Source organism: Pinibacter aurantiacus (assembly GCF_019130065.1).
Classification (GTDB): Bacteria; Bacteroidota; Bacteroidia; order Chitinophagales; family Chitinophagaceae; genus Pinibacter; species Pinibacter aurantiacus.
In genome coordinates, this window is the sequence record NZ_JAHSPG010000013.1 from 31,604 (window position 1) to 56,424 (window position 24,821).

Annotated in this window: 21 protein-coding genes and 1 pseudogene; 10 read left to right on the forward strand and 12 right to left on the reverse strand. The window is 42.4% G+C overall.

Going from position 1 to position 24,821, the window contains the following annotated elements:
- Positions 1-18 precede the first annotated feature (18 nt).
- The 3 genes from KTO63_RS16170 to KTO63_RS16180 all read left to right on the forward strand — a co-directional run bounded on the left by KTO63_RS16170 (position 19) and on the right by KTO63_RS16180 (position 2,037).
- Positions 19-507: a low affinity iron permease family protein gene (locus KTO63_RS16170; RefSeq protein ID WP_217792428.1), complete on the forward strand. Its 489-nt coding sequence runs from the start codon at positions 19-21 to the stop codon at positions 505-507.
- Between the two features lie 5 nt (positions 508-512).
- Positions 513-791, forward strand: coding sequence for a SemiSWEET family sugar transporter (locus KTO63_RS16175; RefSeq protein ID WP_217792429.1), 279 nt, complete (start codon positions 513-515; stop codon positions 789-791).
- 241 nt (positions 792-1,032) lie between these two features.
- Positions 1,033-2,037 carry an SDR family oxidoreductase gene (locus tag KTO63_RS16180; RefSeq protein WP_317195777.1) on the forward strand — a complete coding sequence of 335 codons (1,005 nt, stop codon included), beginning with the start codon at positions 1,033-1,035 and terminating at the stop codon, positions 2,035-2,037.
- Positions 2,038-2,165: 128 nt separating this feature from the next.
- Here the strand turns inward: KTO63_RS16180 and KTO63_RS16185 are convergent, their stop codons facing one another.
- Positions 2,166-4,337, reverse strand: coding sequence for a catalase (locus tag KTO63_RS16185; RefSeq protein ID WP_217792430.1), 2,172 nt, complete (start codon positions 4,335-4,337; stop codon positions 2,166-2,168).
- A 183-nt stretch (positions 4,338-4,520) separates the two neighbouring features.
- A complete protein-coding gene (locus tag KTO63_RS16190; protein WP_217792431.1) occupies positions 4,521-5,300 on the reverse strand; it encodes a CPBP family intramembrane glutamic endopeptidase in 780 nt (259 codons plus the stop codon).
- A gap of 198 nt (positions 5,301-5,498) precedes the next feature.
- Between KTO63_RS16190 and KTO63_RS16195 the strand changes: the two genes are divergently transcribed.
- Both KTO63_RS16195 and KTO63_RS16200 read left to right on the forward strand, forming a co-directional pair.
- On the forward strand, positions 5,499-6,623 hold the full coding sequence (locus KTO63_RS16195) for a sensor histidine kinase (protein WP_217792432.1): 1,125 nt from the start codon (positions 5,499-5,501) through the stop codon (positions 6,621-6,623).
- The gene (locus KTO63_RS16200) at positions 6,620-7,321 is read left to right on the forward strand and encodes a LytR/AlgR family response regulator transcription factor (RefSeq protein WP_217792433.1); all 702 of its coding nucleotides are present in this window, start codon (positions 6,620-6,622) and stop codon (positions 7,319-7,321) included. The genes KTO63_RS16195 and KTO63_RS16200 overlap by 4 nt, the downstream gene beginning before the upstream one ends.
- Before the next feature lie 121 nt (positions 7,322-7,442).
- Here the strand turns inward: KTO63_RS16200 and KTO63_RS16205 are convergent, their stop codons facing one another.
- The gene (locus tag KTO63_RS16205) at positions 7,443-7,739 is read right to left on the reverse strand and encodes a hypothetical protein (protein ID WP_217792434.1); all 297 of its coding nucleotides are present in this window, start codon (positions 7,737-7,739) and stop codon (positions 7,443-7,445) included.
- A gap of 87 nt (positions 7,740-7,826) precedes the next feature.
- Complete coding sequence (locus KTO63_RS16210) at positions 7,827-8,279, reverse strand: Hsp20/alpha crystallin family protein (protein ID WP_217792435.1); 453 nt, start codon at positions 8,277-8,279, stop codon at positions 7,827-7,829.
- Positions 8,280-8,668: 389 nt separating this feature from the next.
- Between KTO63_RS16210 and KTO63_RS16215 the strand changes: the two genes are divergently transcribed.
- The 5 genes from KTO63_RS16215 (at position 8,669) to groL (ending at position 13,844) form a co-directional block, all read left to right on the forward strand.
- A complete protein-coding gene (locus KTO63_RS16215) occupies positions 8,669-9,535 on the forward strand; it encodes a COG1470 family protein (protein ID WP_217792436.1) in 867 nt (288 codons plus the stop codon).
- A 102-nt stretch (positions 9,536-9,637) separates the two neighbouring features.
- On the forward strand, positions 9,638-10,645 hold the full coding sequence (locus KTO63_RS16220; protein WP_217792437.1) for an ABC transporter ATP-binding protein: 1,008 nt from the start codon (positions 9,638-9,640) through the stop codon (positions 10,643-10,645).
- Positions 10,599-11,627 (forward strand): ABC transporter permease, encoded by a 1,029-nt coding sequence (locus KTO63_RS16225; RefSeq protein ID WP_217792438.1) that lies wholly within the window; start codon positions 10,599-10,601, stop codon positions 11,625-11,627. The genes KTO63_RS16220 and KTO63_RS16225 overlap by 47 nt, the downstream gene beginning before the upstream one ends.
- 256 nt (positions 11,628-11,883) lie before the next feature.
- Positions 11,884-12,168, forward strand: coding sequence for a co-chaperone GroES (locus KTO63_RS16230; protein WP_217792439.1), 285 nt, complete (start codon positions 11,884-11,886; stop codon positions 12,166-12,168).
- 53 nt (positions 12,169-12,221) lie between these two features.
- A complete protein-coding gene (gene groL, locus KTO63_RS16235) occupies positions 12,222-13,844 on the forward strand; it encodes a chaperonin GroEL (protein WP_217792440.1) in 1,623 nt (540 codons plus the stop codon).
- A 190-nt stretch (positions 13,845-14,034) separates the two neighbouring features.
- On the opposite strand, the pseudogene KTO63_RS26550 reads toward groL, so the two are convergent.
- The 8 genes and pseudogenes from KTO63_RS26550 to KTO63_RS16275 form a co-directional block, all read right to left on the reverse strand.
- Positions 14,035-14,298 (reverse strand): annotated as a pseudogene (locus KTO63_RS26550) (response regulator); the annotation flags it as partial.
- 354 nt (positions 14,299-14,652) lie between these two features.
- A complete protein-coding gene (locus KTO63_RS16245; RefSeq protein ID WP_217792442.1) occupies positions 14,653-15,780 on the reverse strand; it encodes a TlpA family protein disulfide reductase in 1,128 nt (375 codons plus the stop codon).
- A gap of 107 nt (positions 15,781-15,887) precedes the next feature.
- Entirely contained in the window at positions 15,888-17,363 is a 1,476-nt protein-coding gene (locus tag KTO63_RS16250; RefSeq protein WP_217792443.1) for a RagB/SusD family nutrient uptake outer membrane protein, read from the reverse strand.
- Between the two features lie 23 nt (positions 17,364-17,386).
- Positions 17,387-20,884: a SusC/RagA family TonB-linked outer membrane protein gene (locus KTO63_RS16255; RefSeq protein ID WP_217792444.1), complete on the reverse strand. Its 3,498-nt coding sequence runs from the start codon at positions 20,882-20,884 to the stop codon at positions 17,387-17,389.
- A 112-nt stretch (positions 20,885-20,996) separates the two neighbouring features.
- A complete protein-coding gene (locus KTO63_RS16260) occupies positions 20,997-22,238 on the reverse strand; it encodes a FecR family protein (RefSeq protein WP_217792445.1) in 1,242 nt (413 codons plus the stop codon).
- A 72-nt stretch (positions 22,239-22,310) separates the two neighbouring features.
- The gene (locus KTO63_RS16265) at positions 22,311-22,913 is read right to left on the reverse strand and encodes an RNA polymerase sigma factor (protein WP_217792446.1); all 603 of its coding nucleotides are present in this window, start codon (positions 22,911-22,913) and stop codon (positions 22,311-22,313) included.
- A gap of 194 nt (positions 22,914-23,107) precedes the next feature.
- Complete coding sequence (locus KTO63_RS16270; protein WP_217792447.1) at positions 23,108-23,917, reverse strand: ABC transporter permease; 810 nt, start codon at positions 23,915-23,917, stop codon at positions 23,108-23,110.
- Between the two features lie 6 nt (positions 23,918-23,923).
- Positions 23,924-24,817: an ABC transporter ATP-binding protein gene (locus KTO63_RS16275; protein ID WP_217792448.1), complete on the reverse strand. Its 894-nt coding sequence runs from the start codon at positions 24,815-24,817 to the stop codon at positions 23,924-23,926.
- Positions 24,818-24,821: the final 4 nt, after the last annotated feature.

Below are 24,821 nucleotides of genomic sequence, written 5' to 3' on the forward strand. Positions count from 1 at the left end.
CACATTAAATCACAAGTAATGAAAAACAATATAAATACACAAAACACTTCAGGCTTCTTTGAAAAATTTGCCAATAAGGTAAATAAAGCCGCCGGCAGTACGATAGCATTTATTGCCGCTTTTTTGATTGTTATCGTTTGGGCCATTTGCGGACCCATTTTCCATTATTCAGAAAACTGGCAGCTGGTCATCAATACAGGCACTACCATCATCACCTTTCTAATGGTGTTCCTTATTCAAAAGTCGCAGAACAAAGACTCACTGGCGATCCAGTTAAAATTAAATGAACTCGTGGCGGCGCATGAATTTGCCAGCAATCGTTTGGTGAACGTAGAAAACATGACCGAGGATGAGTTAAAAGTGATCCAGAAATATTATTCCAAACTCAGCGAGTTTACCAAGAGCGAAGAGAACTTACAACAGTCGCATTCTATTGATGAAGCAGCAGAGATCCATGAGTTGAAAAAAGATATTGAAGAGGATGTAAAAAAGAATTTAGGAAAATAGAATTGATGGAGAAATATATTGGAATCATAGCCGGCATATGCACTTGTATATCCCTCGTGCCACAGCTTTTAAAGATCCTAAAAGAGAAGAAAGCGAATGACATTTCTTTTTTCATGCTGTTTATTCTAATAACAGGCTTGTGTGGCTGGATATGGTATGGTGTCCTAAAAAAAGATTACCCTATAATCTGTACCAATGTTTTTGCTGTCATTATCAATGGGCTGATGATCGTGTTTTCCATAAAATATAAAAACGGTAAAACTGGTACGCATAGCAGGTTATAGCGGATGGCTAACCTGTTCCCATTTGGTCAGCATTATTGGATCGATGTGTTAAAAATGTGGATGGCATTGAGTAAACTGTTGCACAATTGGCGCGTGCTCCACAGGCATTGTAGAACGCTCGTTAGGTGTTTTTGTATGGCATGTATTTTCCTGCGGTTGTTGTAATGCCAACAAACAGTCAATGGCAACATGTCAACAGAAAATTAAAAAATCCTATTACCACATTCCTAAAAATTTCATTATGTCAAAAAATACTTTACATCGTCGCCAGATCATTGGTGGCATGGGCCTTGGGCTCGCCTCTGCCGCCATCATGCCGCTATCTTCTTCCGCCAACAATATAGCATCTTCTTTTGAAAGCAGCCCGGAACTGGAAGATCCCACCACCAAATATCCCAAACCTCCTTTTGAAAGCCAGTCGCAACCCTGGCCGGGCCTTGCCAGTCATATGAAACCAAGACCGGATCACGGTGAAAAAACCTACAAAGGTTCGGGAAGACTTCTAGGTCGCAAGGCTTTGATCACCGGCGGAGATTCGGGCATGGGAAGAGCTGCTGCTATTGCTTATGCAAGAGAAGGGGCAGATGTTGCCATCAATTATTTTCCCACTGAAGAAGAAGATGGTAAAGAAGTCATTGCTTTGATCAAAGCCGAAGGACGCAAAGGTATTGCGATACCTGGCGATCTGCGGGATGAATCATTTTGCCAGCGACTAGTGGCCAGCGCCGTAGAAGGACTGGGAGGGTTGGATATTGTTGTTTGTAACGCCGCGAGGCAACAAACCCATGCGTCTATCCTTGACATCAGCACAGAACAATTTGACTGGACAATGAAGACAAATATTTATGCACCTTTCTGGATATTGAAAGCTGCACTTCCGCACTTGCAGCCGGGGTCGACCATTGTGGCCACTGCTTCCGAACAAGCGTATGACCCATCTCCTGATTTATATGATTACGCACAAACGAAAGCGGCGACGATGAACTATGTCAAATCGCTGGCGAAGCAACTAGCGCCAAAAGGTATTCGTGTGAACGGAGTGGCGCCCGGTCCTATCTGGACACCGTTGCAAGTATCGGGTGGTGCTACCCAACAAAAGCTCCAACAATTTGGAGGACAAACACCCCTGGGCAGACCTGGACAACCGGCCGAGCTGGCATCAATATATGTTCAGCTGGCTGTAAGTGACGCAAGTTATGCTACTGGCCAAATCTATGGCTCGTCAGGCGGTGCGGGACAACCTTAAATTAAATCAGTGATTTTTTGCTGTATAAAAAAAATGGTTGAGTTAAAGTATAAAACTTTGCCTCAACCATGTCATTCTACTATCCTTTTAATTTATGGAAACAACGACCTTTTGCTGTTACATCATATTCACGCAGGAACCTTACGCTCCGCTTCTCTTTCCCAAAACCTGTGCGATGCAATAGCACTTATAAATTCCCTGCTTAGCTTTTTGATATCACTCATCATTAGTACCCCATCCGTCATTGCCTTTTTATCAGCTAAATTTTTACCAAAATAAGTTTTTTCTAACACCGCCCCCGCATCTGCATCTGCAGCAATGGCTTTGCAATGTTTATAGGCCTCATTTAAAAAATGAATAGCATCGGCATCATTTTGTAAAGAAGCCACGCTTCCTTTTCCACCCGGCACATATACGGCGTCATATAACACGGATGCAGCCGTTAAGAGACTTTGATCAACGGGTATTTGTTCTTTTGTTGCACCAGTGATATTTCCTAAATGTGGCGCGATGATATGAACCATTGCACCTTCGTTCAACAATGCTTTTTTCATAGTGTAGAGCGTAACATCATTTACTCCGTCCGCCGCGAGCACTGCTATGGTTCTTGTTTTGATGGTATCCTTTACCGTACCCGCCATACTCAATGCAGCGGATTTATCAAGAGGCGGTTTTACTATTTTCGATTCGTATTGCTCCACCGGTGCATCAGCCGGGATGCTTTTATTAATGGGCCTTTCCGGCTTTGGCACCGCAAGTCCCAGTTTGAATCCCACTTGGCCGGCAAGGTCCTTATCTATCAGCGATAATATGCCCAGCATACGCTGCCTGATGGCTACCGTCTGTACCTTTCCAAGCTCAAATGAGAGCGCATTCACAATGTGATTTTTTTCAGGCTGCGATTGACTGTTATAAAACAAAGTGGCCTGGCTAAAATGATCGCGGAAGCTTTCGCTTCTTTCCCTTACTTTGCTGGCGTCAATTTTCTCCGCATAGGAAGTAAAGCCGCCCTTCATCATTCCAGCCTGGAATGGACAACCACCACCGAGTGAATTGGGATGATAACTCGTCCTTCCGCTATTGATCTGTTGGCGCATAAAACCATCGCGCTGGTTATTGTGAACCGGCACCACCGGGCGGTTAATGGGTATCTCGTGAAAGTTGGGACCGCCCAGCCTGATCAGTTGTGTATCAGTATAAGAAAACAGGCGGCCCTGCAATAAAGGATCGTTGGTAAAGTCAATACCCGGAACAACGTTACCAATATGGAAGGCCACTTGTTCTGTTTCTGCAAAAAAATTATCCGGGTTCCTGTTAAGTGTTAATTTTCCGACACGTTGTACCGGCACCATCTCTTCCGGAATTAGTTTGGTAGGATCAAGCAAATCAAATGGATACTTGTGCTCATCTGCTTCCGGTATAATTTGCACCCCCAACTCCCATTCAGGGAAAGCGCCGTTTTCTATCGCTTCCCATAAATCACGACGATGGAAATCAGGATCTTTACCGGAAATATTTTGCGCCTCGTCCCAGGCCACGGAATGCACGCCGAGTAGCGGCTTCCAGTGAAATTTTACAAAGTGGGATTCTCCCTTTTTATTGATCAACCGGAAAGTGTGCACACCAAACCCTTCCATCATCCTTAAACTGCGTGGAATGGCCCTGTCACTCATGACCCACATGATCATGTGTGCCGATTCCGGCATGAGCGAAATAAAATCCCAGAAGGTATCGTGCGCCGATGCAGCCTGCGGGATCTCATTGTGAGGTTCCGGTTTCACGGCGTGAATAAGATCCGGAAACTTAATCGCATCCTGTATAAAAAACACCGGCATATTGTTGCCCACCAAATCAAAATTGCCTTCCTGCGTATAGAACTTCACCGCAAAACCTCTTACATCACGTGCAAGATCAGTAGATCCCCTGGAGCCCGCAACCGTGGAAAACCGCACAAATACAGGCGTCTCCATTGATGTATCTGTCAGAAAATTTGCCTTGGTATATTTTGCCAGTGACTTATACAATTGAAACGTCCCATGCGCTCCTGCGCCACGAGCATGCACCACTCTTTCCGGTATGCGCTCATGATCAAAATGCGTGATCTTTTCACGAAGAATAAAATCTTCCATCAATGTTCCGCCCCTGTTACCGGCTTTGAGCGAATTTTGATCATCATTTATTTTTACTCCCTGGTTCGTATTGAGGTTCTCGTTCTGGCTGCTCTCTATATCCCGCGCCAGGTCTTGGGTTTTGGTATTTTCAACCTTGCTTGTATCGGGGGATTTCTTTTTGATTGGCATAACAATTATTTTATGGATAAATAATAATTGATTGCAGCCTAAATTATTATGCCGCCATAATATCGGATAAAGAGCAGAACAGGCATGACCCAAAATTCAGATGTGAAATACGTCAGTCATGCACTCATCATATTTCATCTGGCAAAGCTGAACAAACCCGACAGAGTTATTTTCATCACCACTTTATAACCAATATTTCGAGCATTGGAATAACAGTGCAAATGCAATTATCATTATGACAAAATAAGGTAATACTACAACACTGAATCCGTAAACAATATTACTTTCAGCAACAATGATCAACCCTTTATCGATACCGCCTGCTGTGCGGGGCACAAGGTATTGTAAAAAGTTCCAGCCCAAATGTATGCCGAGGGGAAGCATCAGGCTCTTCGTTTTCAGGTAGGCCAGACCAAAGAGCAGCGAACCGATACCGGTAGTCAGCATAGTGACTATGATATCCGAAGGGCTCATAGCTTTATGAACATGCATTAACCCAAATGGTATTGCGATGATAAGTTGTGCTATCCATGGCTTGTAGCTTCGCAGTAATACCTGGAACGGATAGCCGCGAAACACAAATTCCTGGACATAAGCCGACCAAAGATTAAACAAAAAACCCATTACAATGAATAAGGGATCGATATGCCGGTTAAAATGCCATGCGTCGCCAGACAGTGAAAACGTGATGATAGCTGTACAAATCAACATTAACGCACCAATACCGATGCCCGCAAAAAATTGTCGCCAGTTTTTCCTGTTATTGGGCCAGCATCGTAATGTCGACAGAGAAAGGCATTCTGCCCGTAAAAAAAGCCAACTCATGGCTAAACTGATAACAAAGAAGAAAGTCAAATCATTGAGCATAGGTACTACTCCCGCAATCAAAGTAGCAATGCTGAGTACAATAAAATAGATGAATACCTTAAGCCATGCCGGTAATACATTCCATACTTTTTTCATGTTTTTTTTCAAAGTGAGTCATTTTTAATGAGCGATACAATTAAGATCGACCGGCTTCCAACAATTTTCTATCAAGGCAGAAAAAAAAGCAACGAACTAAAATCAATGTCGATTAGGAAGTTCTGGTTGCTCAAATCGTGAGTTTGGTTGCCCACTGAGGACTCTTCGTTGGTTATTTTTTGCGGTAGCAACTTTAAGATGCATTTTTATAGTATGATTTTGCCTTCACTGATTGAAAAGATACATGGACAACCACACCTGCGCCGAAGCATGCACGGGCTGTTTTGGTTATTGCTGTTTGCGGTGAGATTATATATCACCGTTATTTCGTTCAATGTTTACGAGGGATTTCCCCCAGCTGCGTTTATATCTTTAGCTTTCTTCAATACGCTGCTACTGGCTGCGGCTTATTACATTTTAGTGTATTGGATCACGCCACGTTTTATTATTCCGAAGCGTTACTTTTTAAGTGTGTTTTTGATACTTGGGCTCCTTACAGCTTATACTACTATTGACGCGTTCCTGGAATTACACTTTATCAAACAGTGTACTGCCTGCCAATTGGCACTGGATAAATACAATGCGGTGTATGGCACTTACCTTCATCGTGGATTGATCAACATCGTTTTCACCCGGCTCTTCTCGCTGGGCACACCCCTTTTTTTAGCCTGTGCGCTATGCATCCCATTGAGTTTAAAACTTGCGCTACAATCTTATCGCGAAAAATTAAAGGCGGTGCAAATGGCACGGGACAACCTGGAACTTGAGTTTAATTTTCTGAAAGCACAACTCAATCCTCATTTTCTCTTCAATACCATGAACAATATTTATGGACTAATCATAAATGGAGAAAAAGAACAGTCTGCTGCGCTTGTTGCGCGGCTCTCCGAATTACTCAGATATACATTATATGACTCCAACGAGGATATCATGCCACTCACCCGGGAAATACAGATGATACAGGACTATATTGAACTGGAAAAAGTCAGGCTCAATGAAACGAGTATTCGGTTTCAATATACCATGGATCACAATGGTTACGCTATCGCGCCACTCTTGTTGATGCCGTTGATCGAGAATACTTTTAAGTTCAGTGGCGACAATAAAGATTCATTTATCAGTATTTTTTTGGAAATAGCAAATGGCAGGTTACGATGCAAAATGGAAAATTCCATCGATTCAAACCGGTTGTCTTCACAAGCGAGCGGTATCGGACTTAATAATTTCAGAAAACGAATGGAGCTGTATTACCACGACAAATATGAGTATGCAGTTCATGTAAATGACGAGATATATCTGGTAAATTTAAGTATCGAAATATGAATAAAATGAATTGCCTGATTGTTGACGACGAGCCAATCGCACGCAGTATTCTTGAGAATTATCTTGCCCGGTTGCCAGAATTGGTACTAGTAAATAGCTGCAAAAACGCCACAGAAGCTTACGAAAGCATGTATGCCCATTCCGTCGATATTATATTTTTGGATATTCAGATGCCTACGATCACGGGAATTGACTTTATGCGGTCCCTAAAAAAAACGCCAATGGTTGTATTCACAACCGCGTTTCCCAACTTCGCAGTAGAAGGATTTGAACTAAATGCCATTGATTACCTGGTCAAGCCGATCACATTCGAAAGGTTCTGCCAGGCTGTGCAAAAGTTGAAGGATAGATATAATGAAAGCAAAAAGACAAACGCACCTGCGGAAACTGTTGATTACTTATTTATAAAGCATAATGAGAAACTGCTGCGGATAAAACATAGCAATATTCATTATATAGAGGCCGAAAAAGATTTTTGCTCCGTATACCTGGACGAAAAAAAGATTTTGGCAAGTATGCACCTCAAGATGTTCGAAGACACATTACCTGTTCGCTTATTCCACCGGGTTCATAGATCCTACATCATAAACCTGGATAAAATAATCGCCATTAAAGGCAACATGATTGAACTTCCACACCAGGAGGTACCAATCGGTGCTATCTATAAAAAACAACTCATGGAAAGATTGGGTTTGTAATATCCTCCTCAGGAAAACTGATTTCTTTTTGAAATAACAATCTCTCGGGTTGCGACGATGGGTCCTTTCTTATTATTGGAGGCAGCAATAAGAAAGCCAGCAAAATTCTTCGGCTTAATTTTTATATTCGCATATCCTTCAACGTTATATACTTAAACATTTCCTTCGTTACTATTTGCACATTTTCCCCAAGCTCTGAAAGTGTGCAATATAGCACTTCCAGGTTCATTGGCAATCCATCCTTTGTTTCCATTAAGTCAAGATGAATAAGGCCTTCATTCGAATTGACAGGGCGTCCTTTAAGTAACCCGAACAAATGGCGGGCAAAGGTCCGGTCCTTACCTATTTCCAATGTACCGAAAGACTCGACGTCGTCGCAGGTTTTGACATTGATGATGATATAAAATCCGGTTCTCATAACTTTCACTTGTTGTTCGTGATTTAAATAGGATAAAAGGACGGAAGGCTTTCTTCCGCCCTTTTTACATGATGGATTCTGCAACGCTTACTGCACCTGGATGACTTGCGACACATTTTTACTACCTTCTTTTTTTGGCAGGACTACCTGCAATATACCGTCCTTATAACTTGCAGTAATCCTGGTGCTATCCACCGCCTCATTCAGGTTAAAGCTTCTTGAAAAGGTTTGCTGCCTGTATTCACGGCGAATCCATGCATCCTCCTGTTGTTCGTCCGCTTCCACATGCTCATAGGAAATAGTTAGCACATCCTTATTCAGCTGCAGCTTAAAATCTTCTTTCCTGAGCCCGGGTGCAATCAGATGCAATTCATAGCCGGTCGCGGTCTCGCGGATATTAGCAGGCACTTGAATACGGGAACTTTCATTCATCAAAGACGAGTCGTCAAAAAAACGACTCAGATTGTTTTGGAAGATTTGATCGACAATACTTCCAAAGGCTGGCACGCGGCCGTTTTCTTTTTTAATAATGTTGTTCATAATTCCTCCTTTTTAAAAATGCCATAAGCAACCGGAATGCCAAGGGTAAAAAATGATTTTTTGACAGGAAAATTTTTCAGTCCATCACTGCAACTGAGGCTGATTTTTATGTTACCATTGAACATCAAATAATTTTGGATTGCGGATATCCTGGGGCTGTCAAAAATTCTTTTACTGCTCTTTCAACGGACACGCGAATTCATCAAACAATATTTTTACCTCCTTCATTCGTTCGATCTAATTTGATGCGGGGAATTTTGTTAATTTTTTTTTAACGTGTACCAAAATTTATTCTCCTTTTATATTTTCGCTCCTCATCAAACGTAACGATAAAAGCATTTAATAAACATTTTTTGAACTATCATTTTAACCAATTTTAGTGTTAGATTATGTTAACAGTATCCTTATTTACCCGATTGCGCCCTTCGCGCCCATTGCAGTTTTTTGTAGTTTTATTTTTTCTCTTCTTCTCGTCTTGTCATGCCCTGACAGCCCAGCAGCCACCGGCTCTGCCAAATGGAAAATCCAGCTTCACGGTAAGACTCATGAACATTGAAGCAGCCACCAATGAAACATTCCGGTACAATGCGACCTTGCACAATGGCTCAGCCAAAACTGTTGTGTATGAATTGACAGCCACTATGCCTGATGGTTGGATGGTCGCTTACAAAGTGGATGGCAACCGCATTACATCGCTTAATCTTGATGCTGCCAAATCGCAGGATATTTCCATTGAGATCAATGCTGCCGTTAACGCAAAGCCAGGCAAATATAAGATCCCGGTAAAAGCCGTCTCTGGCACAGATACTTTACTACTTGAAATTGAAGCGGTAGTAAAAGGGTCGTATGGGCTCGAGTTAACCACGACAACCGGCAGACTAAGCGAAGAAGTTACGTCGGGCAGCCACGAAGAAATTCACCTGGTGGCAAAAAATTCCGGAACACTTGTGCTCAATGATATAGAACTCTCCTCCCAACTTCCTCCCAAATGGGAATGCAGTTTTGAACCGGCGAAGATCCAACAACTCGAGCCGGGAAAATCAGTCGACATCATCGCTAGGCTAAATGTGCCGGATAAAACCATTGCCGGGGATTATGCATCCACGTTTACCATAAGGAATGCAAACACCAATGCGCAAGCAGCATTCAGAATCATTGTAAAAACCTCCTTGCTTTCAGGTTGGATCGGCATACTTGTAATATTGCTGGCCATCGGGCTCGTCTATTATCTCATTCGTAAATACGGAAGAAGATAATAGCAGCAGTGCCCGGACAACTAATTTATAATGAACTGAGGTCTGCAATACGCAGGCCTCTCTTTCAGTTTTCCATACCACCAGATCAAAACAAAACCAGCGATGAACGATCCTATCATACAATTGAAGGGACTCTCCAAATGCTATGGAACTTTTAAAGCGGTTGATCAGCTCGACCTCACCATCAACAAAGGAGAAATATTTGGACTATTGGGACCCAATGGAGCGGGCAAGACAACTACCATACTGATGATGCTTGGACTCACGGATCCAACGTCAGGTACCGTGCAGGTTTGCGGCTACGACTCCACCAGCAATCCTATTGCCGTTAAAAGAAAAGTCGGATACATGCCAGACAGTGTAGGGTTCTACGATAATATGACGGCCCTGGAAAATCTAATGTACATAGCAAAATTAAATGGCATGCCCGAAGATGAAATAAGTTCCCGTGCCATAGCAACCATGAAGCAAGTGGGTCTTGAAAATGATATGCATAAAAAAACATCCGCCTATTCAAGGGGGATGAAACAACGACTTGGGCTTGCCGACGTACTGATCAAGCGCCCGGATGTTATTATTTTGGATGAACCAACACTTGGCATCGATCCTGCAGGCGTGAAAGATTTTTTGATACTCATCAAACAATTAAGCAAACAACAAGGCTTAACCGTACTCCTGTCGTCTCACCATTTACATCACGTCCAACAGGTATGTGATCGTGTCGGCATTTTTGTGACCGGGAAATTACTGGTCGAGGGGAATATTAACACGTTATCCGGCAACCTTTTTAACAAAGAAGGATATACGACCCGCATCACGCTCAGCGAATCACTTGCACAGCCGTGGGAACACGAGATGGCATTGCAGGCATTAGGAAATATCAAACAGGTTGCCGTTGACAACAACGCCATAGAAGTGTCCTGCTTCCAAGACATGACACCAGCCATTGTGCGCTTTCTTGTTCAAAAAGGTTACGACATTATGAGTGTGCATAAAAAAGAATATGGACTGGACGATATCTATCAACAATATTTTGAGAACAATTCAACTGAAAATATCACCAATGAAAAGTCAGTTAGCTTTTTTCAAAGATCTTTCTTTAAAAAATAAAATTGCCGTCAACGAACCCAAAATGCGCATTCCAACCTCACCATTTCAGGTAATGGTAAATAAGGAAATTGCGGATCATATACGCAGTTGGCGCTTCGTGGTACTTATTGTACTGATCACGCTTACGTTTATTGCTTCCATGTATGTATCACTCAGTAACATTGGAGCAGCGATCAATAATACAAACGATCCGGACCATGTTTTTTTATACCTGAAACTGTTGACCACCACAGATAACACCATCCCTCCTTTTCATGTGTTTCTGAGCTTTTTAGGTCCGCTGCTGGGAATTGCCCTGGGATTCGATGCCATTAACAGCGAACAAAACAGTGGGACACTTACAAGAATACTGGCGCAGCCTGTGTATCGTGACAACCTGTTGTTGGCAAAATTCGTCGGTGGCTTAGTGGTAGTGAGCACCTTGTTTATCACCCTCGTCTTATTGATGATGGGCGGAGGACTTCTTTTGACAGGGGTGCGGATCGAACCACAAGAGTTGGTGCGAATACTTGCCTTTGGTGCAATAACAATTCTATATGTTGGTTTTTGGCTAAGCCTTGCCATTTTGATGTCTGTCAGGTTCAGGCAGGCAGCAACCTCTGCCTTAACGGCTATTGGTGTATGGATATTTTTTACTGTTTTTTACCAAATGGTAGTGAATCTCATCGTACGTGCTTTCTTGCCTGATCCGAACTTGCTTAATCAGGCTGAGATTATTTCTTATAATGATATAATTTTAAATATCCTGCGCATAGCGCCCAACCAGCTCTATACAGATGCCACCACCACATTGCTAATGCCTTCCGTTCGAAGCCTCGGGCCCATTACCATGGAACAGATGGCTGGTGCGGTGCCGGCCCCCTTGCCATTTAAAGAAAGCCTGATGATCGTCTGGCCGCAGTTAAGTGGCCTATTAGCCGCAACAGTGGCATGTTTTGCACTATGCTATTATCTTTTTATGCGTAGGGAAATAAGAAGTTAAACCAATACGACCTGTCCATTCAAACCTTACACGCGAAGCCCTCGCCTGTAAGGTTTTTTTATTCCACAAAATGAAAATTTTCAAGTGTAAATAATGCAGGCTACAAATGTCAAATCTTCACTTCCAGTGACAAAATGAGATGTCAAAATTTACATTATTTACCATTGGCACAACACTTGTAAAAAAGCTTGCTGATCATTGCCAGAGAATTGCAATGCATATCAATGAATTTGTTTAATCACCAAAATCATTTATTATGACAAACAATGTTTCTGCTACTCCACTACACGACCGTGTAATTATTAAGCCTGCACCCGCAGAGCAAAAGACTGCAGGAGGAATTATCATCCCAGACACCGCTAAAGAAAAACCGCAGCAAGGTATCGTTGTTGCCGCCGGACCGGGCAAGAAAGATGAACCCGTTACGGTAAAGCAGGGAGATACCGTTCTATATGGAAAATATGCGGGTACCGAAATTCAGATTGATGGCCAGGAATTACTCATCATGCGCGAGACTGATATCCTCGCCGTATTAAGCTAGCCACCTTATTGTAATCGATTTTTATTTATTGTTAAACTGCAAAAAGTAAATGTATGTCAAAACAACTTTTCTTCGAACTTGATGCACGCAACAAAATGAAAAAAGGCGTGGACGTTTTAGCCAATGCTGTAAAAGTCACCTTAGGACCGAAGGGCCGCAATGTAGTCATAGAAAAAAAATTTGGCGCTCCATCTGTCACAAAAGACGGCGTAAGTGTTGCCAAGGAAATTGAGCTGGAAGACCCAGTTGAAAATATGGGCGCCCAAATGGTAAAACAAGTAGCCTCCAAAACAGCGGACATCGCGGGGGATGGGACTACAACAGCCACTGTACTTGCGCAGGCTATTATTAATGAAGGATTAAAAAATGTTGCAGCAGGCGCAAACCCGATGGATCTTAAAAGAGGGATCGACAAAGCAGTTAGCAGCGTTGTGCAACATTTACAGCATCATTCTCAAACAGTTGGAAACAACAGTGATAAGATCAGGCAGGTAGCAACCATCTCAGCAAATAATGATGATGCAATAGGCAAACTGATTGCTGAAGCATTTAATAAAGTGGGTAAAGAAGGGGTGATCACCGTGGAGGAAGCTAAGGGAACCGACACTACCGTGGACGTAGTGGAAGGTATGCAGTTTGACCGCGGCTATATCTCGCCTTATTTTGTTACCAATACAGACAAAATGCAGGCAGAACTTGAGCGTCCTTACATCCTGCTCTGCGATAAGAAAATATCTTCTATGAAAGATATGCTGGGTGTATTGGAAAAAACGGCACAAAGCGGGCGTCCACTGCTTATAATTTCGGAAGACCTGGATGGCGAAGCGCTGGCTACACTGGTCGTTAACAAAATTCGCGGCGTTTTGAAAGTAGCAGCCGTGAAAGCGCCCGGTTTTGGCGACAGGCGCAAGGAAATGCTGCAGGATATTGCCGTCCTTACCGGTGCCACTGTAATCAGCGAGGAGCAGGGCTACAAACTAGACAACTGCGATCTTACTCATCTTGGCTCTGCTGAATCAATAGTGATTGATAAGGACAATACGACTATTGTTGGGGGCCATGGGCAAAAGGAAAATATCGCCGCCCGCATCAGCCAGATCAAAGCACAAATAGAAAACACCACATCCGACTACGATAAAGAAAAATTACAGGAGCGTTTGGCCAAGTTAAGCGGTGGCGTTGCTGTTCTTTATGTTGGCGCCGCAACCGAGGTAGAAATGAAAGAAAAAAAGGATCGGGTGGATGATGCATTGCATGCGACGCGGGCGGCAGTTGAAGAAGGCATTATACCGGGTGGTGGCATTGCCTTTATCAGGGCTGCCGAGACATTGGAAAATATCAAGGGCACGAGTGAAGACGAAAATACGGGGATAGCTATCGTTAGACGAGCCCTGGAAGAGCCACTCAGGCAGATCGTGGCCAATAGCGGGCTTGAGGGCAGTATTGTTGTTCAAAAAGTGAAAGACGGCGATGCCGACTTCGGCTACAACGCCCGGACTGAACAATATGAACCATTGCTGGAAGCAGGAGTAATCGATCCTACCAAAGTAGCACGCATTGCGATTGAAAATGCAGCTTCCATTGCTGGTATGTTACTCACCACCGAATGCGTGGTGGCGGACAAACCAAAAAAAGAATCTCAACCAGCCATGGCCGCCGCAGGGTTGGACTACTAACAAACAATGGTATTGATGCTGGCATTGCACAGGAACACCGCTTTTTCAAGCGGTGTTTTCTTTTGATAGTTTATTGTCAATGGCACAAAATATATTGATAAAAAACCGCAAAAAAAGAGTTGTGCAAAATCACAAGTGCAGTCTCTCCTTCTACACACCTAACTGTGAAATCGTCTTTCAAAGCGACGACTTAAACAAAATTTGATAACAATTTCATCAACGGTTCGATAGAGGAAAATTTAGTTATTAATTGCGCCGCGCCTAGTTCTGCCGCCTTTTTATTTATTTCCGGACTAGAGACGTTGGTCAATACATAAATGGGTGTTCGACTAAGAGAGTCGATATTCTTTGCCATTTCAAGGAATTGAAAACCATTCATCTTTGGCATGTTCAAATCAACAAAGACAACATCGAACTTTAGCCCTTCGTCTTCAATCCTGCGCATTGCTATTTCAGGATCACTAAAGAAATATCCTCGTCACAGTGCAGCTCACCGGACACACAGATATCGCATTCTATACTTTTGAATATTTTAAACGACTTATTTCTTGTTGAGAGGGTCAATATCCTCCATTTGTTGTATGCCCTAATCTTCTTTGAGACCGCCTGCATAGCTCAGTCTTGGAGTGATCGGATACTACACAATAGTTTGTGCGTACAACGTTCCATTCATTACTACAAACAAAAGAAAGAGACACAGTAGTTTCAATGATTTTTCCATAGCGCTCCAGTTCTTGCATCAAAAAAGAAAGGCAAGGTTTCCCCTGCCCTTCCGTATACCTAAAGAGAGAAAAGAATCTACGGGAGACTATTTCAAATTCTTCTTGTAGTTGGCTAATGTTTTTTCATATTCATCCACAGTTGACTGAAGAATAAAGCCTGCAAATTTTCCTTCTTTTAAAGATTGCTTTGCACTGTCGATGGCCAGCTGTTGTGTTTCTACTGCGGTTTTGTAATCGCCCATGTGCGCATAGGCACCTGCCATTTCGTTGTAGCAAATAGATGGAGGCATATTGGCATTTTCAGCCATGAGCTGTTTACTCAAATCAATGGCATACAAATAAGAATCTTTCGATAATCCCTCCTTTCTTGAAATAACGGCGGCAGTCGAACCCACATAGCCGGGTTTTGTGCTTTGCCATCTTTTCGCAAATGCCAGTGCTGAATCTTCGCGGAAATGATCGAGTAGTGTCTGAAATTTAAAGAATCCGAATGTACCTGCAACGTTGGGCATAGACGTGATCCCAGAATCGCACAGTTTTATTGCTTTATCATATTGGCCGTCTTTAACTGCCTTTTCGTACGCTGCGTAGAGCGCTGTAAATGGGGCCATTGCTGAATCTGACTCGGCTTCTTTCTTCTCAAAGTTTTTCTTTGCTGTCGCTACATCATATTGCCCTTTAAGAATAACCTGGATTAATGAGTCGAGTTGGATAGGATGTCCGATCCAAAGTATCTGACCATCCCTCACGACGAATGTGCATGGAATACCACTTTGTCCCGCGGCTTTCATCCATTTATTGCCCATGAATTGCGCATCATTGTCCATCACAACGTTGTAAGCAAGCTTATCACCCATTTGGTTAACAAACTTTGATACTTTAGGCAAATAAGAGCTATAAGGTTTTGAGGTATCGCCATGTGAACCTTCCCAGATGTTTACTCCTACAATGGTGATTTCATTTTTGTATTTTTTAGACAACTCAGATAAGTGAGGCATTGATCCAATGCAAGGTCCGCACCAGGTTGCCCAGAACTCAAACAAATACAAACGACCTTTCTGGTACTCCTTAATCGGCGTTCCTTTTAACCATTTACTATACTTTAATGCAGGTGCTTTATCACCTAATCTAATGGCTACGTCTTGTGCAAAAAGTTTGTTTCCCAGTAGACATAGCACTGCGAGTAGGGCAATTTTACCCTTTACATATTTCATAATAATGCTGTTTTTTGTTAGTTAAAAACTCAACTCAGTTTTGAATTAATACTTTGGCGTGAATGTTTATTACAGTGATCATTTCCTGATCGCTCCATCGAATACACTTAAAAATTAGGGATGGTAAATACAACTTTTGGATCATCCGGCTGAATAGTAACTGCCTGTCCATTGTTATCTGCAGCGGTTCTCGTCATTGGCAGCCCATTGCGAAAATAGTCATAGCTGGCATGTCCTTCAAAGGCCAGCTCTATGCGTCTTTCTTTTAATATCGCTGCAAGCAAATTTTGATTGGAAACATTATCAATATCCGAGGCAGGTAAGCCGGCTCGCGTGTGAATGGCTTTGAGGTCATCTTTTGCTGCTGCATAATTACCAAGTTTCGCATTGGCTTCTGCACGGTTGAGATAAACCTCTCCCAGCCTGAAATATATCTGCGGTGCATAAGTAATGGTTTGATAGGTTACGCTCAGGTACTTGGTTGATTCAACATAACCTGTGTTTTCATTCTTCTTTAGAAATGACCCTCTGATATCATTGGCAACGATTAACGATTTAAAATCAGAAGAAGGAATATAAGTAGCAGTTGATCCATTGATGACATCAGTGTTAAAGATCATTCCAATGTAGCTGCCTGCACTGCTTCCGGTAGCATTATCATGTGCGAACATGATTTCTTTGTTACCAGAAAAATTTGTTTTGCCAAGGCTGCCGTCAGAATCATCGCCAAACATTTTGTAATAGTCTTGCCCTTGTAGCAACGCATATTTCCCACCGGTTTGGTTGGTTACACTGTCTGAGTAAGTAACAGCCAGGCGATTGCTATTAGCATCCGGACTTGCAACGCTTCCTCCCATATACAAGTACACTCTTGATAAAAGAGACCATGCAGCAGCCGTATTTGAAAAGGCATTTGATTTTGAAACCGGCACTTTCATTAATTGTGCAGCCTGCTGCAAATCACTAATGATAAAATCATACGTTTCTTTAACGGTGGATGGTGGTGGATTGTCTTTTACACTGCTTGTTTTTTTAAGCGGCACGCCAGTGCTTGTAGCGGCGTCCTGGTAATATGGTTTACCATAGTTCCTGATCAGGTTAAAATATGTAAAACCGCGTAGGAAAAGATTCTCTCCTTTAGCATATAGAAACTTGTTTTTATCGGCAGCCGGCAAAGAAGCAAATCCATTTTTCTCCATGTTCGCAATGCCTTCCAGAACTAAATTAGCGCCAACAATCACCTGGTAGGAACCTCGATAAAAATCAGAACTATACCCGGTTGACTGCCCGCTACTGTTCTGGAAAAAGAAGGCGTCCGTTTGTTTAGTGGGGGGGCCAAATTGCTGAAGCGTTACATTATTGCCTCTTCCTTCCCCAATGTTTATCATGGGGGCATCGTAAGGAGTAATAAAGGAATAACCTTGCAGCAGTGAATAGTTTCCTGTAGTTGCTTCTACAATGCCTGCAACTGAAGACAGCTCTCCTTCCGCGTCTATCTGTGTGAGCGGCTTGATGGCATCTATTTGCTTGTTACAGGCAATGATTGTTAGTGATGAGAAGAATATGATGAATGATTTTTTCATTTTGTAAAAACTTTAAGGTTCAACTAGAAAGTTAATTGCACGCCAAATAGGTAACGTCTTGGAATTCCAAGACCATAAGCAGATTGACCAAAACCCTGCGCCTGTCCAACGGATGGTCCTTCCGGGTTTGCGGCGATGATTGATTTTGAGTAAAGCGTATATAGGTTGTCCCCACTAACATAGAAGCTACATGTCGACAACCTGAGTTTCGTCAACACTGAAGGGGCAAGATCATAGCTTAACCGAACACTGCGCAAAGATGCATTGCTGGCATCATGCATATACTTACTGGAACCAAAGTAATCTCTGTATCCGGTTCCCTGGTAATATATCCAGGGCTCGGTTGCATTTGTCTGACCTGGAGTAGTCCACGGTACCTGGTTGCTTTTATACTTTATCTGGTTATACAGCATTGGAGACGTTCCCTGGTATGCTCGTGCGGCTGCATCGTTCATCACATATTTCAATGCATAAGTGATCAACACGTTTAAAGAAAATTGCTTGTAAGAAAAAGTGTTGGTAAATCCCCCATAGAACTTCGGCTGGAAGGACCCGATGGTTTGGTTTTGACGTTGATCGGTTGCAGCGCCTACTTCTGCAACAGAGTTTACTAATTCAACGCCTGTCTTTTTTCCGCTTGCATCAAAAATCAATTTCTCATATTGTGGTTTGCCGGTTTGCGGATCCACGCCTGCCCATTTTACCGCTTTTAGCGTATTGATATCTTCTCCCGGGTATAAATAGTATGCTTGTTGGTTCCAACCTTGCACCAGCGAATCGTTTGCTACCGCAATAATTTTGTTTTTGTTGTAACTTAAGTTAAATGAAGTGGTCCACTGAAAATCTTTTTTATTCACTGCTCTCCAGTTCAGCATCAATTCTACACCATGATTTTGCACGTCTGCAACGTTCTGCCATTGCGTAGGAAATCCATAAGTTGGGGGCAATGCTACTTTTTGAAGCAAATCCTCGGAGCGTCTGGAATAAGCATCCAGTGTCACATCAAGATTTTTAAACAAGGTGAAATCCATGCCACCATTGAAGGTTTTGGTAATCTCCCATTTTAAATTCGGATTGGCAAGGACAGCTACAACTGCAGCGTTTTGACCGCTATACTGCAATGTAGGATTGTACAAGGTTTTGGTAAGAAAATTATCTCCTAATTGTGATCCTGTGGTACCGTAGCTGGCACGGACTTTAAGATTATTAACCCATTTTACATTCTTCATGAAGTCTTCATTGTTCACGATCCACGCAGCACCTGTTGAGTAGAATGTTCCATAGCGGTTATCAGCGCCGAAACTACTGGATGCATCTGTTCGGATCGATCCGCTAACAGTATAACGATCGTTGTAGGTATAGCCCGCCTCTCCAAAGGCAGAAAACTGTGCACGCTTATCAGTTCCACCTTCTATGTTTCCCGCTTTTGTAGTAGGAATGCCAAATATCGAAAAATCATATGAGGGACCAACCTGGCTACCCATTGAAATTTGAGGATATCCAGCCCTTACATGGTTGACATTTACAGTTGAATAGTCCCTGGTTGTTTCCCCGTACTCCATCGCAGCCAAGGCCCTGATGGCATGCCTGTCATACTTTTTCCTAAACGTTAACTGGTTGGAGGTAAGAAAATTGGACAAGTTGCTGGTATTGGTTCCGAGGTAACCTTGTGGGGCATAATAGATCGTTCCACCATTATAGGTTCTTACATCAATATAAGTTTGGTCCTTGTTATAATTCAGGTTGCCGGAATTTGTACTTGATAAACTCAACCAGTCGGTAATTCTGTATTCCAGTCTTACAGATCCAAAGAAGAGTTGCGATTGAAGTTTGTTAAAATTATATTGTTTGTCAAAAAGAGGATTACCTTTTACTACCGGGATACCGTTAAATTTATAGTTAAGGGTTTGGGTAATGTTGCCGTTTGAATCGTAAGGGTTCGCCCATGGAATCAATTGGCCAAAAAAATCAGTATTTGCATTCGGGTCACGCTTACCACTGTTAATAATACCATTTAAAGAAACATTCAGAGAAAGTCTGCTGGTAAGCCTTGAATCCAAATTCAATCTGAAATTCCCCCTTGTAAGACCATTCTGTACACCAGTTGATTGTTCGTTATAATAAGTACCACCAAAATAATATTTCGACCTGTCATTGCCACCACTTGCAGATAGGTTTGCTTCCATCGTATTGCTGGTTACAAATACAAATTTTGTCCAGTCATACGAGTTAGCCACTGCTTGCTGTGTGGGCAATTTGTAATTCAGGTAGTCTTCTACTGTTGGAAACATACTTGCCAGGCTTCCTCCGTTGACACTGTAATCTGCCGTGAAATAATCCTTCTGATAATTATACAGTTCCTGGCCATTCATATATTTTATCGTCCCCTGGTTTGGTTTGTTGACACCGTACTTCAATTCAGCACTAACACGAGGTTTTGCATCTCTGCCTTTCTTTGTTGTTACCACCAATACACCACCCGCAGCTCTAGAGCCATACACGGCTGTGGCTGCGGCATCTTTAAGCGTAGTAATTTCCTGTATCTCATTTGGACTTACTAATTCTTTCAGATTTTGATTCGGCATGATCACACCATCAAGCACGATCAATGGTCCATAGTTGATCGTTGGAATTACATATTCATTTGCCTGGTCAAGTCCCACGCCAACGATACTGCTTTGACCACGCATGAAGATCTGGCCACCAGTGCTTGTTGGATCGCCTGCATTTTGTTCTGATATATACAAACCGGTAACTCTTCCTTTAAGAAGAGAAGTAGGATCAGATGTCGTAATGCCTTTTCTAAGTTCGTCACCTGAAATTTTCTGAACAGAACCAGTGATCTCACCAGGCTTCTTTGAGCTGTAACCCGTAGAGACAACAATTTCTTCCTGCACCTGCATTTCAGGCTCCATGGTTACATTCACCTTTGGAACAGATGTGCCAATGGTGATTTTTTTTGAATAAGCCTTGTAACCAATACTGGTAATCTCGAGTGTGTATTCGCCCTGCGGAACATTGGCAAGAGAAAATTCCCCCCTGGTATTTGTAGCCATACCAATGCCAATAGGTTTTAACATTACTGCGGCGCCAGCAATGGGACCCTCTTTACAGAACACAGTTCCTTTCAATGTTGCGGGTGTAGGATCATTTGGTTGTACTAATGGCGCAGAAGTATTTTGCTTCACTCGCTTAGACAACATAATAGTCTTGTCACTTAGCGAAAAATCCAGGTCCTGGTCCTTTAGAACCATTGTCAAAAAATCGCTCAATGCAAGATCCTTTGCTGAAACACTAACGGGTTTTGTATTTTTAATCAGCTCTGTAGAATAAAACGTTACATAGCCGGTTTGCTTTTTTATAACGGAAAAAATCTGCGTAAGTGAGACATCCTTACCCGAGTAGGTAATACGCTGTGCAATGCTCTTTGCAAAGACCTGTGTGGACAGCATTACAAATACTGCTACAATGCGTAATAATCTTCCATGCATCCCATAGCCGGGAAAACGTTTATGTCGCATAAGTTTAAAATAGTTTTGGTTATACAAGTGATAAAAATCAAGCAATACATACCCTCCAAACAGGTCGCGACCCCATTTGCTTTTGGTATCAACAGCCGTGTTTAAAAATTATTTATTTAGCCGGTTGGTTTATTACAATCAATTTTCTCTCCGATTCTATTCTAAAATGAACACCCATTTTTTCAAGTCCTTTCAACACTTCCGATAACGGCACTGACCTGCTCATACCTCCACCAAACTGGATATCCGGAACATCTTTTTCATAGTCTACATCCAGATCATACCAGCGTGACAACTCACGCATCAATGCACGCAAATGCACTCCATCAAAATTAAACAGTCCATTTCTCCAATCCATTGCTTTATCAATATCCGCGTGCGCAATTACATTCATAGTATTGTTGCCGCCTTCGTTGGCCATTACAGCCTGCTCGCCGGGACTGAGATCAACATCCTTCATATTGCCAACACTACCGTTTTTCACATCCGCTTTTAACCGGATTTTTCCTTCCAATAAAGTTATTCTCGAATCTTCGTCATCTTCATAAGTATCTACATTGAAATGCGTTCCCAAAACCTGCACCACACATTTATTTGTTTGCACAAAGAATGGTTTGTCTTTATTAGATGCTACTTCAAAGTAGCCCTCTCCCGTTATGGTTACGCGTCTTTCTTTTCCTGTAAATGCAGTAGGATAAGTGATAGATGAAGCGGCGTTTAACCATACATGCGTTTCGTCTGGTAATACCAAATGAATTTGGCCACCCTTTGGAGTACGAATCGTATTGAAGTCATTTCCCGCAGTGTTATTACCCGAAGGTGTATAAGCCACTTCACCATTGCCCTTTACATTAATCGTACTTCCCGGCTGCTGGCCTATAACACCATGTACAGAATCACTCAAAACAATGACAGAACCATCAGCAAGTGTAAGTGTTGCTTTGTTGGACGCCGGTGGCAAATCAAACTTTTTGGAAAAATCTTTTTGAGCAAGTTGTGATTTTTCAGCACCGGTTTGCCAACGGTAAACAGGAATTGCGATTGCAAGTAGAACAGCCGCCGCTGCCGCATACATCCAATAGCGGCGCATGCGTGGCTTGTTATTAATCGACGTTACCATCGCTCCCTGCAACTGCAAATCGTCGCGCAGCTTTTCCCAGATTGTATCGGTCGAAATATTTTGCAAGATCATCAGCTCTGCCGCAAGCTGGCGCTCATCCAATATCTGCGACAGGATAGCTTTGTTATCGTCCGAAACACTCAGCCAGTCATCAAGCTGGCGCTGCTCATCCATAGATAAGTTGACACGTCTCACCTTTTTAAGCAGTATATTTTTTATTTGATCTTCTATCATGTGAATGCTAAAGAATGTTTCGTTCTTATAGTAGAACAATCAAGTAACAAAAGCGTAACAATTTCTTTAAAATTATTTTGCAGAAAATAAAAAGAAGAAAATAATACAGCTTTTGAGCAACGTTTCATCCGACAAAATCTCACGCAATGAAGCCAGTGCCCTTGCTTTTGCAGTGCGGATGTGGGCAGGTGTGGTTCCAAGGTTTTTAGCGAGGTCGGAAGTAGATAGTTCTTCTATATAAATCTTATACAACAGGTCGCGGTGGTGTTGGGGTAACTTATCGATGGCGCCGTAAATAGCCACCATTGTTTCAGCCTGTATTATTCTTGTGGTGATTGAACTGTCTGAGTGCGACTCTTCTTCTGCCTGGATGGCCTGATGCGCCGTTTTGATCATGCTTCGACGCTTTAGAAAATTTACGGAACGGTTATGTACTATTGAAAAAAGATAAGCCCTCATTTCCGGGTACCCTTTCATGTCCTCTTTTTTCTGCCAGAGCTTTTGAAGCGCCTCACTTGCTGCGTCTTCTGATTCTTCCTGGTCTCCTGTAAGCTTGACACCGAAATATACCAATGCACGAATGAACCTTTCAAATAACAAACGAAAGGCTTCTGCGTCACCGTTTCTAATCAGTTCTGCCAATTCAGTGTCAGTATAGGGCAGTTGTTTTGTCAAGGGAGAAATTTAAGCGATAGGCGCAAACTACAATAAAAAAAGCAAGTCGAAAAAAAGTTTTGGGGTGTTTTTTTTGACAACTTGCTGCTTTACAAGCTCCTGAAAGTCTTGCCCACCAATGGCAAGAGCCAGCACTTAAACGGTGCCGGCCCGAGCTTGTAACTAAATTGTAACTAAATGGAAAAGCCAAGGGATTAAAGATCTTTCATCCTATTAAACCTAAAACAACCTATCCAAACAAACATTGTAAAAACAAGGGTATATAGAAAATGATGACTCGCATTCTTCATTGCCAGATCGTATGCTGCCGGATCCATGCGGCCAAAGAATGCAGGCGGAGGAATCATGCGATCAGATATTTCAAAGGGAAGAAAATGTCCAACAGCAATATCTTTTATCTCAAACATCTTTGTAAGAATTGGTTCCAGGATAAGAAACAGAAAAAGAAATACACTCAACGCAATAAATGACTTTCGCGAAAAGAATCCTATGATAAATGCAATGGACAACTGGGAAAATGTTTGCAGAAAAAAATAGGCGATGAAATATGTGCCGCTCGGTCCTGCCTTATCAGAAGCTGTTGTATTTTTCATTCCTATCAATAAACAAACAACCAGGTACAACCCCGTAATAATAATGGATATAACAAAAACATTCAACAGCTTTGCCAATAAGAATTGATTCCTGCTCCAGCCGTCAATGACGTTTTGCCTGTAGGTTTTAAAAGTATATTCATTGGTGATCAACATGATCACAATGATTGCAGGAAACAGTACGAACCATGAAGAAAAATAAGCCACCGTGTGCCACACTTCGTTAAATGCAAAAGGGTTGCCGATCATCAGTTTTAGCGCCGCCATTTTGGGATCGTCCAGAAAATGGTGATATGCGATGGACATAGTATAATTCACCGCGGGATAAGAAATAGCAGTTATTACCAGTACCCACCAAAAGGCCGGATATGCTTTTATTTTTAACCATTCTATTTTCAAAAGATTTGTCATAGGAAATTAGTTTTGAGTGAGTTCAAAGAAGCGAGTCTCCAGTTTTTGTTTGCGCATGTACAAATGATTTAAAACAATGCCACTATTGAAACAGAACCTATTAATCTCTTCGAGATCTGCAGTGCCTTTTTGAAGACCGACAACAACGAGATCCTTTTCAGTGCTGATGTTTAAAACACCAGGATATTTTCCCATCACTATAAGCAGCGCTTCGGAATTATCGGCGCCCACTTCCACACAGTCATCATTTGCCATCACTTCATCAACAGGACCGCAGGTCAGCAGGTTCCCAAACTTCATAATGGCGACGTGCGTACAAATCTTCTCTACTTCATCGAGTAAATGAGAAGCAATTATAATAGTGTGGCCGTTTGCATTCAGTTCCAGGATTAATTCACGAATTTCAACAATACCCACGGGATCGAGTCCGTTGGTAGGTTCATCTAATACCAAAATAGAAGGCAATCCTAACAGCGCTGCACCAATGGCCAGTCTTTGTTTCATACCCAAACTATAAGTGCTGAACTTGCTGCCGCGTCGATCATAAAGCTTTACCTTTTTTAGTGCTATGTCGATATCTCCGGCGCTACCACGACCGCTGATCTGCCGGGTGATTTCAAGATTGCGTGAAGCGGATAAATAGTGATAGAAATTCGGTGTTTCCAATAGCGTGCCTATGCTCTGCCGTTGCATGGCAGAAGGCGTTTCACTAAGCCATGTATAACTTCCATCGTTTGCTTTTAACACATCTAGTATGATGCTGAGTAATGTAGTCTTGCCACTTCCGTTGGGTCCAAGTATCCCGAAGATAGAACCCTTTGGCACGCTAAAACTTACGCCATTCAAAGCTTTTGTAGCCCCGTAAGATTTGTGAATATTATTTAGCTCTAAAACCTTCATTGTG